The sequence below is a fragment of the Mucilaginibacter sabulilitoris genome, assembly GCF_034262375.1.
Taxonomy (GTDB): domain Bacteria; phylum Bacteroidota; class Bacteroidia; order Sphingobacteriales; family Sphingobacteriaceae; genus Mucilaginibacter; species Mucilaginibacter sabulilitoris.
In genome coordinates this window covers 1,907,759-1,921,713 of sequence record NZ_CP139558.1, presented here as the reverse complement: position 1 = coordinate 1,921,713, position 13,955 = coordinate 1,907,759, and the positions used below count along the sequence as shown (strand labels likewise).

Below are 13,955 nucleotides of genomic sequence, written 5' to 3'. Positions count from 1 at the left end.
TATATTATTGTGCCCGTTATTTTATTTAAGTGTATTGATTTTCTTTTTTAATACTTGCATGGTCTCGCTTTGCCATTTGTGTATAAACCGACGGGCCTTTTCTGCCTTGGCTTTGGCTGCTTCATTTTTTTTTGCAAGGGCTAAAACTGCCGGTACAATTTTTTCAACCTCGGTTGGGATATCCATATCAAAAAGCCAGTCGCCAAGGCCAATGTCGCGCCACATATACCCCTTACTGGTTTGCTCATAAAAACGACAAACAATAGCCGGTATACCATTGCCAATACATATTATGGGCGAGTGCATTTCTAACCCAAATAATCCTGCCGATCGCGTATAAGTACTTAATGCCTCGTCCGTTAACCAATACCTATTTCTCCAAACCACCCTAGCTTTTACATCGTCAGGCAAACGGTCTATGATCATTTCCTTACCTATAGCCACTTGCGTTTCATCTTCGGGACAAACCAAAACTTTCATTTCTGTTTGGCGGACAACTGCGATTATCGCTTTCCGTAAGGGTAGGTTATCATGTTCTTTCATCAACGCGTTGTAGTCATCCTGCGCTTGCACAAACGGTCGGTTTTTGCCTTTGGCCAGCCATTCCTGAGTAAAACGAAACCGGGGTATGCAGCATAAAAATTTGCCTTCTTCTAACCCGTTAGCTTTTAAAAAAGCTACTGCGGCCGTGTCGTTACGTATATCGGCTCCAAAGGTCGAATCCGGGGCAAATTCCATAATGGAGCAGGTAACGCCATTATCTTTTGCAAATTTTAAGGATACCGAATCTCTAAAAAAAACGAAGTTCGCCTTATTCATCAACTCAACATCCAATGGCAAAGGTTTAACCTGTACGCCCTTTGCCGCGTATATCCCGGGGAAGGTTATACTATATATACCATAAGGCTTCCCGGTTTCTTTCAACCATTTGCTCAAGCCGGCCCTACCCACTAATGACGGCCCTGAACCATGTAACAGAAAATCGCATTCATTAAAGGCAGTTTTAATATCCTGGTCGGTTTCTACAATTTTAACATTGGGAAAGCGCTTTTGTAAAATTTCGCGCACGCCATTGCCAACATCACCGGGCCATAACCTTATCGCTACCTCAGGCAAATACTTTTCCAATATAGCCAACAGACCAGGAGTGTGCCCAATATCGCCTATGTTAAAGGTTTGCCATGATGAGCGTAGCAAAATTGTTTTCTTACCCGATATCCCCGCTTTAGCTAATGCGGGGATCAAACCTAAAGCGGCTACGTATACCGCGCTCTGCTTTAAAAAAGTTCTGCGATTCTGCATATGTCTGAAGATGGCTTTTGATTAATGTAAAGTTTCAACCTGGTAGGCAACGTCTGATCTATAATTTGTAACACCAGAAAACTGAAGTTCGGTTTGTTGTTTTGACCGGTCTGTTTTAAGGTTACTCATCCAGATATTGTCAGCATTAACAGCTATTACAGGCGTCCTGGTCTCCGGTGCTAATGAAGTTAAGATTATCCCCGAAAGGTTAATATTTTTCACGTTGCGGATAAATAAACCATAACCTGGCAAATTGCCCCATACCGTAGGCTGCGGGTATCCAGCGGCGGCTTCGCTAACATTAGCGGCGCTTTCAATAAAAGTACCCGGTTCTAACCCGCCCTGGTTATTGAGTTGGATATTATTAAGGGTAATATTTTCAATTACCGCACCGTTTACCGCTGTAATTGAGGAGCCGTAATTGCCCGTATTATAAGCATTGATATTGGATATTTGGATATTCTTCATGGTACCTATGCCCGGGAGCGGGGCAGTATCAATGTGTTTACGGGCCCGGTTACCCAGCCTAACATAAATAGGGCATTGCGTGCCTTCGATAACAATATTATTGATGTTGATCCCGTTCATCACACCGCCATCAACTATAATGAGCGAGATACCTGATACACCCATAGCCTGCCCATAATGCGGCATTTCTTTATTCCTGGATGGCTTAATAACACAGTTTGATACGGTGATGTTTTTAAACCCACCGGTTGATTCTGTGCCGCATTTAATGGCATTACAAAAACTACTGACAATGCAGTTGCTTATAGTTATATCTTCACAACCTGCGCTGCCGGTGCTTTTTAGAACGATCCCGTCATCGTCAGAATCAATAACACAATCAGATAAGGTGAACCGTCTGCAATCATCAATATCAATTCCGTCATTATTACGCGTGCTATGGTTAAAAACATAAATACCTTTTACATTAACATCCTCACAATTTAAATAGTGCTGATTCCATATTCCTGAACTAACCATATTTATCCCCTCAACTGTAACATTATTGCAAGAGATAAATAAAATGCTCCTTGGCCGCCCGTCCAAATCGCCGTTTAATGGATTAGGGCGCGGCAACTGTCTTGCTCCCTGTCCGTCAATAGTACCTTTGCCTGTAATGGAAATATGATTTGCGCTCTCGGCGTATATCAAGGCATACCAACCTCCGGCATCTTTTTGAGACCGGTATGCCGGTCGCTTTTGTTTGGGAAAGTCTTTATGATCTGTACTTGCATACAGGATAGCCCCGTTTTCTAAATAAAGTTCAACATTATTAAGCATCATTATAGTTCCGGATCTGTAACTGCCAGCTGGTATTACAACTCTGCCGCCTCCTTTACCATTACATACCATGATAGCTTTGTTTATCGCATTGGTAGATAACTTCCCTGTATCATTTTTTACTGCACCATAGTTTAATATATTATAAGTAATTTGCGCGTAACTCAGCGATGCTGATATACTTAATAGTATAATGATGCCGACCTGTTTGATATGTTTCATTTGCTAATTTCTAATTTTCCAACATCCGTTATTGATAATTTGTACGCGGCCGCTTTTTTTAAGCATGGTGTCGTGATGAATTTGAAAGTTGATATCAAATTCCTATTTGTTTTTTGAAAATAGGATAGACAACATCCATTCGTTTTTTTTATCGCGCTGTTCCGCATTAGAAATATGTCCGTTCTCTTTCGCAATAAATAATTGCTTGGGAGCCGTTATCACATTATAGGAGGAATAAGTAGATGTTGGCGGACAGGTTAAATCATTAAACCCCCATGAATAAAACCCCGGGACTTTTATAAAACGGGCAAAGTTTACTACATCATAATAGGATGCTGTTTCTATTTTATCCGGTTTAATATTAACAGGGTTTTTCTTGTTAAACATATTTGGCCAGCCGCTTGCCCTGTTGCTAAAATATCCTGTTAAGTCTGAAAGTGCAGGGTAGAATGAAGCCAGGCACTTAATCCTGTTATCTAAAGCTGCCGTTACAATTGCAAGCGCACCACCCTGGCTGCCGCCTGATACCGCTATATTTTTACCGTCGAATTTGGGGAGGCTAAAAATGAAATCTACCGCCCTGATGCAGCCTAAATAAACCCGTTTGTAGTAATAGTTATCCTTATCGTCAAGATTGAAAGTCTGATAGCCCCTTAAAGCACCTTGAGCCAAGTTATCGTAAACAGGGCCGTTCATATTAACCGGTATACCGTGTATCCCAATTTGTAAACTAATTACATCTCTTTCGGCAATGGCTATATTCGCCGAATAAGCCCTTACACCAGCCCCAGGCACTTCTAAAACCGCCGGAAACGTACCCGCTTTTTTAGGTACGCATAAAATTCCGTAAAGCCGGGTTCGTAACTGGTAGTTTTGAATATTAACCAGATAAACATTTATTTTATCGGTACATTTTTCTTTTATTAATGTTACTTGTGCGTCCATAGGCACTTTGGCTGCCTCCGCTTTGGCTTTGTTCCAAAACTCCATAAAACCTGCCGGTGCCTTGGCTGTAGCCTGGATCTTTAAAGGATCAAATCCGGCTGTAGCCAGCCCACTGTATTTTTTCCCATCAACTCCGGCTGTAACGGTACACCTTAAAAACCCTGGCGTAATCATCGTTCCGCCCTTAATTCTTATCGGGGCGTCTGAAAACACGGTATCGCCCGATATTTGAGGATCCATTTTCTCGGGGCCAATTTCGTAATGAATTTTTGTACCGCTTAAATGGGCCGACCCTTTGAACCCCTCTATAGAAAAGGTTACTTCCTGTCCTGTTTTATATACCCAATCCGGGTGGTCTGCATTTACAATTATTTTGACCGTGGTATCCTGTAACTGCCCGTATGTTGTTATCGAAATGAACGATAGGGCTACTATTTGCAAGAGAAGCATAGACCTTATATTTTTTGTAATCAGCTGCATTGTAGTTTTATTATTGAAAGAAAGATTTAGAAAGTAAACAAAGGTTAAATAAGCACCCCGTTTACAACCTCACAACTATACCCCGAATTAATATCCATAATTTTGAATGATTTTAGGATTTGCGTTTATTGCCGCCAACGGAAATGGCAATAATTCGGCACGGTTGGGTGTAAATGAATCGGCTACAGTATTAATGTACGCCAGGGAAAGGCCCGTTGTCCAATTTACCTTTGTATAGCCGGCCGGCGGAGTTGGAAGTACCGGCTCGGGCGTATACATAGAATTATACCACACCATAGTAGTAGAAGAGGTTTTGTAATACCTTATGGTTGGCAAGTTTTGGTAAGGAGCTTCCTTATTTACTATTTTTAATAAGTTGGCTTTTGCCTCGGCAATTTTGGTTCCCAATAAATTCCAACGGATAAGGTCGTATTTACGTATTCCCTCGCCGCCAAACTCAAGCCATCTTTCATTAATTATCGCCTTAAAGAAACCATCTTTATCGGTTGGGGTTAGGCCTATTTTTGCTTCATTCCCTTTAAAGCCACGCTTACGCACCGCTTCAAATGCCGATACCGCTTCAGGGGAGGCGCCACCACTGATCTCGTTATCGGCTTCGGCAAACATGAGTAAAACATCTGAATAGCGTATAACCGGCCAGTTTATCCCAGCTAATAAAGTTGATACTTTAGGGTCAATTGTGGGGTTTGTAACCCAGTCCTGCCTGAATTTACCGGCATAGATCACACCGATGGTTGCTGTTGGATGTGCGGTTTTAAAATTACTGGAATTAATACTGTAATCGGTTACTGTTACATCCTTGCGGGTATCAAGAGAGTCAAACGCATAGTAGTAAGTTGGAAGCATCCTGCAAGCCCCATTTGCGTTTACGCCTACGGTAGGGCCGGTAGTTGTAAGGCGACTATCTGTAGCACCCAAGCCACCTGCCATGGCAACTTCAAACAAAATTTCGCCGTTTGGCTCCATAAGGTGTGCATCCATGTACGTTTTAAAAATCGATTCGAAGGTTGGATTTAGAGCGTGCTGGCCCGATTTAATTATTTCATCACACTCATCCCTGGCTATTTTGTAATAATCAAGGTAGTTCGCCCTGCGCTCCATTGTATGAGAGCGTCTTAAGGAGTAACCACCGCTAAATAAAGCTATCTTCGCCCTTATCGCCTTAACAGCTCCTTTTGTGATACGTTCGTTTGCGGCTCCGCCTACTTCTTTCCTCCAGGGCACAAGGTCTTCGGCAGTTTTCAGATCGGCCAAAATATGGTCATATATCTCGTCCCGGTTTGTTTGTGGCAGGGTTAGATCAGGCTGGTCTATCGATGGCATGAACGGCGCAATCACATCACCCCAGTTTCTGATCAGTTCGAAAAAGAATTGAGCCCTTAATGTTAGTACCTCACCGTACAGACGCTTTAACGCGGCCTGATCTGTTGCAGAACCGTTGATATAGGTATCCATTTTGGGGATATTTTTTATACAGATATTGGCTCCTTCAATGCCCGCATATAATTGATTATACGGGGGTAGAAGTATTGCATTTTCAGATGTAGCATTATAACGGGCCAATGCCTTCTGTCCGCCATCGCCCCCGCCGGCCGAAGTGTTCGAATAACTCATCGACTCGTCCTGATCGACCGTGTACATGGTTGATAAACGGGAGCCGTAGCCTTCCTGACCGGCTAAATGGCCATAAACACCCATAACCGCGCTGGTAGCTGTTGTTACGGTACTAAATACGTAGCTTTCATCAAATGATGACTGCGGCTTAAGGTCCAGATACTTTTTGCACGAAAATAGGCCTGTTAGTAAAACAAGAAATATAGACAGACTGATACGCTTTAAAATATATTTAACTTTCATATTCGTAATTTTATAGTGTTAAATTAACTCCCACTAAATAAGCCTTGTTACGTGGATAAGCCGAATAATCTACACCTGGCGTGACCGGTGTTTTATTGATCACACTTACTTCCGGGTCGTAACCGGTATAGTTGGTAAATACTGCAACGTTATTGAGCGTGCCGTAGATCCTCAGTTTTTTGATCTTGATGCGTTCAAGTAACCTTGATGAAAAACTATACCCTAAAGTGATGTTATTGATCCTTAAAAAGGATCCGTCTTCAATAGCCCAAGAGTGTAAGGTATATGCACCGGTACCTTTTATGGGCTGCCATATTTTTGCATCTTTATTTGCTGCCGCTAATACCTCCGGCGCTTCACCTGTAGCAACGCCAACACCATTTACCGTTGTGGTAGATTGTATAACATTACCCTGATCATCAATTGTGCGCCAGCGGTCTGTCATTATATTAAGCATATTATTGTTGCGTAAATAGCCGTTTGTAAACTCAATTTTGTTGGCATTCATTATTTTATTTCCATACACAAAGTTCATAAACACGCTTAGATCAAAATTTTTATACCTGAATTGTTGGTTTAAGCCCCCACTAAACTTCGGGGTGTTATTGCCAATAATTGTCCGGTCGTTTTTTGAATCAACCAAGTTGTCGCCATTGAGGTCTTTAAATTTTATAGATCCGGGTTGCGGTATCCCCGCGACGGCAGCGTTATTTGCCACACCATCTTTCAGTTTATAAATTTTTGTTGCGGGGTCGTAATTAAAATCATCCGGCTTGTAAAACCCATCCGTTACGTACCCATACATTGCTCCAACCGGCGAGCCCACTTTTACTATAAAATCTGCGGGCTGCCCTGAAATACCCCAACCAGAGCCTTGCAGATAATAGTCCATACCGTTGCTTAAAGATTTTATGGTGTTTTTATTGAAAGCTATGTTGAAATTACTGCTCCAGGTAAAATCTTTAGTAGAAACTATACGCCCTGACAGTTGGAATTCAATCCCGGTATTACGGGTGCTTCCCACGTTTTGCAATTGCGTAGTATAACCTGAGTTTGATGGGATAGGGATCGGAATTAAAAGATCATTCACATCATTCTGATAAGCATCAACCGATAGTTGGAGCCGGTTACCAAATAAACCCAGATCTAACCCAATGTTTTTGGATATCGTCGTTTCCCATTTTAGTTTGGCATTTGCTAATTGTGTAGCCACATAGCCGGGAACAAGGGTTTCATTTAACCCATAAGGGAATACATTACTTACAAACGACTGCAGGTAAAGAAAATCGCCTATCCTGTTATTACCGGACTGGCCATAGCTTAAACGGAGTTTAGCTTCAGAGATGAAATTAATCTTCTTCATAAAATCCTCTTCAGATAATCGCCATGCAAGGGCACCCGACGGAAAATACCCCCATCGCTGATCTTGTGCAAATTTTGAAGACCCGTCCGCCCTTAAGGTAAACGAGGCTAAATATTTGTTTTTATAGGTATAATTAAGCCTTGAGAAAAAAGAAAGCAGGCGGTTTTTTGACCTTAGCGAGGTTGGATAACCAGACATTGTTTTGCCCAGGTTTAACTGGCCAAGGGCTTTATCGGCAGTAATGCCAACAGGAAACTCCCGCAGTATGTTACCACCCTGCTGTAAGGATACCTCATAAATTTCCTGCCCTAATAAAACACTATAGGCATTGTTTTTATTAAACCCGTTTTTTTTAAAGGTTGAGTTTGAAAAGGTTAGTACGTTAGAGAAATCAATTGTTCTTTTGTTGGTATTTAAAATACTGACAATGGGCAAGCCTAAACCACTTCCGATGGAAAGCGGCGTGTTTACGTCAGCAAAAATATCAGTCTCTGATACATTGCTGTCAAAACTCGCTGTTGAAGTAAAGGAAAGTGATGGTATAACTTTATAGGTTACATACCCACCTAGGTTAAATGCTGTAATGCCCGCGTTTTGGTATTCGGCCTTACTTAAGGCAAGTGGGTTTATCAAAAACACGCCGTTACCCAATGCATTTGTTTCATTATAATAAGCCTGGTCAAAATCATCAATTGAGAGTGTGTTTTTTATTAAAGGTTTATACCTGATAGTTTGGCGCAGCCTGGAGCTTTGTGTAAAGCCGCCGGCGCTTGTGCCGCTGCCCAAAACGGCTTGGTCTGATGCCCTAAGGGTAAAGCCTGTAGTTAATTTTGTGTTGGCAGTATGTTCAAATTTTATGTTGGCGATGTTCCTGTCGAAATTGGAGTTTAACATGATCCCATCCTGCGTATTTTTTGTGAGACTGATGTTAAATTTTGTAGCCGCCGTTCCGCCGGTTATGGCCAGGTTATGCGTTTTCATTAAAGCGTTGCGGCCAAACATTTGGTGCTGCCAATTTATCCCCGGCGAATCATGATATACCGAAAGCGTATCAAAACTATGCCCGTAATTGTTCCCGAAGCTTTCCTCATCAGCAGGATTGCCGCGACTCCGTTCGTATTGATAAACAACAAACTCATATGGGTTCATTACGTCCAGGCTCTTGGTCAGCTTGTTCAAACCAAAAGTTCCGTTGTAGGTAACAGTCGTTTTCATGATGTTACCACCTTTGGTGGTTACAACAATTACCCCGTTGGCACCCCTGGCGCCATAGATAGCTGTTGAAGAGGCATCCTTCAATACATCTATCGACTCGATATCTTGCGGTGATAATCCCGAAAGCCCGCTTTCAACCTGGATACCATCAATTACATATAAAGGGGCATTACTTTGCGTGATAGAGCCGCCGCCGCGTATTACGATGTTTGTTTCTGCCCCGGGTGCCCCTTCAGATGAGGTAACCTGCACACCAGCCAAACGGCCGGCGAGGGCATCGGCAGCTGATGAAATTGGGATATCCCTGAGATCTGATGCTTTTACAGAACTTACTGACCCGGTAAGGTCTTTTCTTTTTATCGCTCCGTATCCAATAGCAACGACCTCGTTTAGTTGCCTAACATTAGGTTTAAGCTTAACGGTTATGCTGGTTCGGCCAGCCACCGCTACTTCCTGCCGCTCGTATCCAATAAAAGTGAATACCAATACTGAGCCACTGGTATCTGATACCGGGATGGAAAACTTCCCGGCAACATCCGTTTGCACCCCCTTAATTGTACCTTTTATAGCCACACTAACGCCGGGTATACCCACGCCTGCTTCGTCCACAACGGCACCTTTTATAATAATATCTGCATTAATATTTGCCGAAAACCTGGCTAAACAAGATAAATGTACAGTGCCAGCCCATGAGGCCGTATACGTCAGCAGAAAAATAACAGATAAAACAGAATACTTTTTTAATAAGTTTTTCTTCATAATTTTTTTCAAAACTGTAATCGTTTATAGTTGGTTATATTACAGAGATTTCCCGCTTAAAAAAAGGGTGAAGCGATATCAAAATAAAACGCTTCGGATACAGCCCGTTTTACAGGCTTATATACGAAGCAGTTTGCTTTAAATAAAAGTATTGTGAGGACCCAAAGGGTGAAGGATTTAAATAAACGGGGGGAGTTTATTTCTTATCCAGGTCAAAAAATGAAGAACTATTGTATTCGGGGTTTGCAATTATCGCGAATTTGTATTTATCCCCTCTATAGTATGATCGCTCTATCTCTATAACCTTTTCTGACTGGCACAGAACCACGCCATCAAGTATAAAAACAGGGATTTGATTATCAATCTCAAAGTTGTTAATTTCCTGTTGCGGGTCAAGTATATCTACACTTAGGGTCTGCTTTATATCGGTTATCTTGATCTTGTATTGATCTTCATATACTTTAAAAAAAGAGATATCTGAAGGGAGCCTGTCAATTTTAGGGCACAACTTTAAAGAGATATACCGGGTTTCGTCCTTCATTAATATATCATCGGCATACCTAAGCTGGTGAATTTTTAATACGGGGCCTTCAATAATATAGTGCTTCCCCATAATATTTGAAGAAATACCATCATCAAGTATAATTTTTTCTATAATTACGGTTTTAGGGGTAAAGCCTTCGGCGCGTAAACTCTCGTCAAAACCCTTCCTGGTAGAATCGATCGATCCGAGGGTTCTTAACAACTGGTGTTCAACCGTCCGGTTAAGCACAAATGTACCTTTGCCTTTTATCCGGCGGGCCCAACCTTTTGATTCAATTTCTAAGAGACATTTTCGCGCGGTAGTATTACTTATTTTATAAGTACTGATCAATTCGTTTTCTGATGGCACCTTATCACCGGGAAGCAGCTCTCCTTTTTTAATCCGTTCTATAATACCATCGCTGATGCTGATAAATTTGGGTTCCATGATTTAATACTTTTAACTACTCCATAACTCGTAGGAAGAATACCGAAATTAATACTATTCTAATAAAAAATTCACATAAAGTTCTTTTCAAAAAAACCGGGCGAATAAATCAATATTATGCCCGGCCCCATACGTAACAAGGTTAGGAGTATTATCTTATCGGTCAAGATCAATATAGCCATCTGGCAACAAGCTTTCTGTAGTCGCTGTCGCGGGGTTATTTACTAAACCATTTAAAAATTTCATCAGCAATAACGGTGTGGCCTTTTTTATTGGGATGGTTAACCCATAACATATAATCGTTTATTGATCCTGCCTCTTTATATATTTTCTGAAAATCCATAAACGGATCGGCCAGTCCAATATGATATTTAGCTGCTAATGCCCTAATTTGTTGCGCATACGCGTATAAACTTTTGCTATCGGTTGCCATAATATTAACCCTGGTATCAGGATTAGACGTCAGTAAAATAACTTTGATGTTATGTTTTAATGCCTCCTGTATCATTTTCTCCCAGGCTGCTTTTGCGGCATCCAGACCAATGGTACGATCATTCAACGCGTAATCAATAAATAGCACATCAGGTTTATGGGGTAATACGTCGGCATCAAAGCGGGTTTGCCCGGTTACTGAAGTTTCGCCGCCAACGGCGGTTACAATAATATTTATAACTGCATACGGGTATTGTGCTTTTAGTTTCTGCAACAGCAGAGTGGGATACGCATCCAGCGTATGCACTTCATGGTTGGCCGCGTAGCCCGCAGGTACCGAATGCCCGTGAAAAACCAGGTTAATCGTTCTGTTTTTTGGCCACACTTTGTTTAACTCTGTTTTTATATTACCAAGATAAGTGGCCGAATCAGCCATTTGAGCGTGGCATAGGTTATATGCCCACAGCGCAAGTAAAATTATTAAGCTTAGTTTTTTCATGTTGACAGACGCGTATTACCAAGCAACCGATACCGTACCCGTTACGTTTTTGATGATGTAATTATTCCCGAATTTTTCTTCGCCGCGCTCAAAAACCACTTGGCCTGTTTTCCAGGGGTAGGCCGAATTTAGGTAAGCTCTGAACAGATCCTGTGTTATACGTTCGTCAGGAAACACCCTTAATACCGCATTTTTCAATCCCTTTATCACAACCCTTCTGCTGATGTCCTTATCGCCGGAATATACTTCCTTCACGGATACTATACCGCGGTTCTGCTCCACAAAAATACGGCATTCCTTATGCCAGGCCGTAGGCAAATTATAGGTACTGTAACCATCCTCTATTTTAGTTTCGTACCCGGTTAACAAAGGTGCGCCCTGCGGAAATTTGAACAGTTGCTTTACCGTAGTAGACGGAACATATCCTGAAAAATAATAACCGTTGTTGCTGCGGGCTATGGTTAAAACCGGGCTTGTTATGGCGGGATCCTGTTTTTCAAGAAGGTACATGTAGCCAAGATCCTGCAACGCATAACGCAGGTAGATACCCCCCGTTGCCCAGACAGAAGGATCATCGGGTGTAAGTAGTTTACCACCTTTAAAACTGCTGGAATTTGTTCCCCTGATATAAACCACCTTTCCACTTTTCCAATCTGGGTTGGCTACGCTCCAGGCAACATCCCGGTTGGTTTCGCCTTGCTTATAGCTTACCAATATGTGGGTAGATACATTCTCTTTGTTTTTCACAACCGTGCTTATGCCACCGCCCGAATACAATGCCTGGTGCATCACCTTCAGCGGATAGGGTTGCTCCAGTTTATCATTAAGCAGGCCGGATTGTATTTGAAATTCGCCGGTTACAGGTGTTAAGTTCTGCAGATTAAGCAGTTCTATAAAATCTTTCCCTGCGTGATCGGCCGGGCCGTATATTACCAGTTTACCCCCATTTTTTACAAAACTGATGAGTTGTTTTTCGAGCGCGGAGCCAGCCGCAGGGAAAACAGTTACTAATACCGATTGCTTAAAATAGTCCTGTCTATTTTTTATTAACCGGCTAAAAGATGTGGTAGATATAACCGTATTTAACGGGAAGCCATTGTTAATGGCCTGCCTGATAAACCAATCGCCAAAATACACTTCCTGCAACCTGTCTGTTTGTCCTAAAGCCCAATCGTGATATTCATCAAAGGGATAAACCCATACAAACGGACCGGGGGCGGAGGGGGAATCGTAACGCGCTTTTAGCAAATGAGGAATTACCTCGTCAGGCGCTTCTTTTGGCATATTGCCATAAGAGTTATCAATACTTAATAAATTTAGTTGGGTTGGCAAGGTAATATGGCCTGCGGAATCTATCCGGCTAACAGACATCGGCATATAGATATCGTGTGGTTCGCCGCCATACCTATCAAACCATGGGCTGTTTACCCACCATGGGTCGTGTACGTAGTACCTGAAGAGGTACCTGTAATCGGGCAACTCGGAGATCCTGGACATGTAACCAACCAATTCCATACCAAAATCTCCATCGAGTGCTGCCCATGGCGAATTACAGGGAGGGAGCATATTAAAGCCCCCCTTGTAAATAGCCCGCAGGTCTACACCGTCGCGGGCAAGATCAGTACCGGTTGACAGATTAGTACCCCTGGTTTGTATTTGAAATGTGGGGCATTCGGCACGAAACAGTTTCCAGAAATTCAGGTTCTTTGATTTTACGCCGGCCATTTCTTCGGATTTAAATGCTTTCCCGTCAAAGGTGGCCCCTGTAGACGCCCAGCCCTCTATCCCGAAGCCAATCCCGTTGCTTAACCACAAATAATCAAAACCAATATCTTTTAAATAGTGCTGGCTTTGCCTGCCGAAGAAAGTCCCGAACGGCGTACCGCCCGGGATGCCTTTAGGGAAACCCGCATACTGTCCATTATCGGCATTTAATACAGAATAACAACTCACAAAAGATTTCCCGCCCATGGCGCTGCCGGCTAAAATTTCGGGATGCTTTTTATACTTAAAATCCGATTTGGCAAACTCCGGTCCCGGGTCAAAAGTGGTGCCCACCCTTACGGGCTTACCGGTTATGTGTGTGCCTACCTCTTTTAATATTTTTACGATGAACTTAAGATCGCCGTATGAGAAATTGGGTGGGTTATTAATATAAAGGTAAGCCCTTTCATGCAGCGACAGATTTTTCGGTAACGACCCAACAGCATTTTTTGTATTAGGGTTACCCATATACTTAGCCCACTCTAAAGGTTGCTGTAGCTTGCCCGTATAATCCAGTATCTCCGAACCGTCAGATGTCCAAAGCATTATAGAAACGGTATCGGTATGTTTTAACAGCGAATACCATTGAGTAAACATCTCTTTGACTACACTTTTTATATAAGTCTTATCATTTTTTTTAAATGGCTTTAAAGATGCTTCGAGCGTTATATTGTTAAAAGGCTTTCCTTTTAAAGCATCAATCCCTGTCTGCGGTGAAAGTTCCTGAGCTTTAAGGCTGTGGCAAATAAAAACCGCCAGGCATAATATGCCTGCAACAATATATCTTTTTAATTTATCCATCATTATTCTGTTCCTCACATCAAAGGAATTAAGTTATT

General features: G+C 42.2%; 8 protein-coding genes. All 8 read right to left on the bottom strand.

The features are described from left to right. Positions 1–21 precede the first annotated feature (21 nt). The 8 genes from SNE25_RS08240 to SNE25_RS08205 all read right to left on the bottom strand — a co-directional run bounded on the left by SNE25_RS08240 (position 22) and on the right by SNE25_RS08205 (position 13,935). Complete coding sequence (locus SNE25_RS08240) at positions 22–1,302, bottom strand: polysaccharide pyruvyl transferase family protein (RefSeq protein WP_321564621.1); 1,281 nt, start codon at positions 1,300–1,302, stop codon at positions 22–24. Positions 1,303–1,323: 21 nt separating this feature from the next. After that, the gene (locus SNE25_RS08235) at positions 1,324–2,811 is read right to left on the bottom strand and encodes a glycoside hydrolase family 28 protein (RefSeq protein WP_321564620.1); all 1,488 of its coding nucleotides are present in this window, start codon (positions 2,809–2,811) and stop codon (positions 1,324–1,326) included. A 102-nt stretch (positions 2,812–2,913) separates the two neighbouring features. Further along, positions 2,914–4,206 carry an acetylxylan esterase gene (locus tag SNE25_RS08230; RefSeq protein ID WP_321564619.1) on the bottom strand — a complete coding sequence of 431 codons (1,293 nt, stop codon included), beginning with the start codon at positions 4,204–4,206 and terminating at the stop codon, positions 2,914–2,916. Between the two features lie 117 nt (positions 4,207–4,323). Next, a complete protein-coding gene (locus SNE25_RS08225) occupies positions 4,324–6,114 on the bottom strand; it encodes a RagB/SusD family nutrient uptake outer membrane protein (RefSeq protein ID WP_321564618.1) in 1,791 nt (596 codons plus the stop codon). A gap of 10 nt (positions 6,115–6,124) precedes the next feature. Then, positions 6,125–9,451, bottom strand: coding sequence for a SusC/RagA family TonB-linked outer membrane protein (locus SNE25_RS08220; protein ID WP_321564617.1), 3,327 nt, complete (start codon positions 9,449–9,451; stop codon positions 6,125–6,127). 196 nt (positions 9,452–9,647) lie between these two features. Continuing rightward, complete coding sequence (locus SNE25_RS08215) at positions 9,648–10,421, bottom strand: GntR family transcriptional regulator (RefSeq protein WP_321564616.1); 774 nt, start codon at positions 10,419–10,421, stop codon at positions 9,648–9,650. A 217-nt stretch (positions 10,422–10,638) separates the two neighbouring features. Then, positions 10,639–11,352, bottom strand: coding sequence for an SGNH/GDSL hydrolase family protein (locus SNE25_RS08210; RefSeq protein ID WP_321564615.1), 714 nt, complete (start codon positions 11,350–11,352; stop codon positions 10,639–10,641). 15 nt (positions 11,353–11,367) lie between these two features. Then, positions 11,368–13,935 carry a hypothetical protein gene (locus SNE25_RS08205; RefSeq protein ID WP_321564614.1) on the bottom strand — a complete coding sequence of 856 codons (2,568 nt, stop codon included), beginning with the start codon at positions 13,933–13,935 and terminating at the stop codon, positions 11,368–11,370. Positions 13,936–13,955 lie beyond the last annotated feature (20 nt).

Excerpts from the sequence above, each read along its gene's own strand:
- SNE25_RS08230 (WP_321564619.1), bottom strand. The coding sequence starts at position 4,206 with ATGCTTCTCTTGCAAATAGTAGCCCTATCGTTCATTTCGATAACAACA.
- SNE25_RS08215 (WP_321564616.1), bottom strand. The coding sequence starts at position 10,421 with ATGGAACCCAAATTTATCAGCATCAGCGATGGTATTATAGAACGGATT.
- SNE25_RS08240 (WP_321564621.1), bottom strand. The coding sequence starts at position 1,302 with ATGCAGAATCGCAGAACTTTTTTAAAGCAGAGCGCGGTATACGTAGCC.
- SNE25_RS08210 (WP_321564615.1), bottom strand. The coding sequence starts at position 11,352 with ATGAAAAAACTAAGCTTAATAATTTTACTTGCGCTGTGGGCATATAAC.
- SNE25_RS08235 (WP_321564620.1), bottom strand. The coding sequence starts at position 2,811 with ATGAAACATATCAAACAGGTCGGCATCATTATACTATTAAGTATATCA.
- SNE25_RS08225 (WP_321564618.1), bottom strand. The coding sequence starts at position 6,114 with ATGAAAGTTAAATATATTTTAAAGCGTATCAGTCTGTCTATATTTCTT.
- SNE25_RS08220 (WP_321564617.1), bottom strand. The coding sequence starts at position 9,451 with ATGAAGAAAAACTTATTAAAAAAGTATTCTGTTTTATCTGTTATTTTT.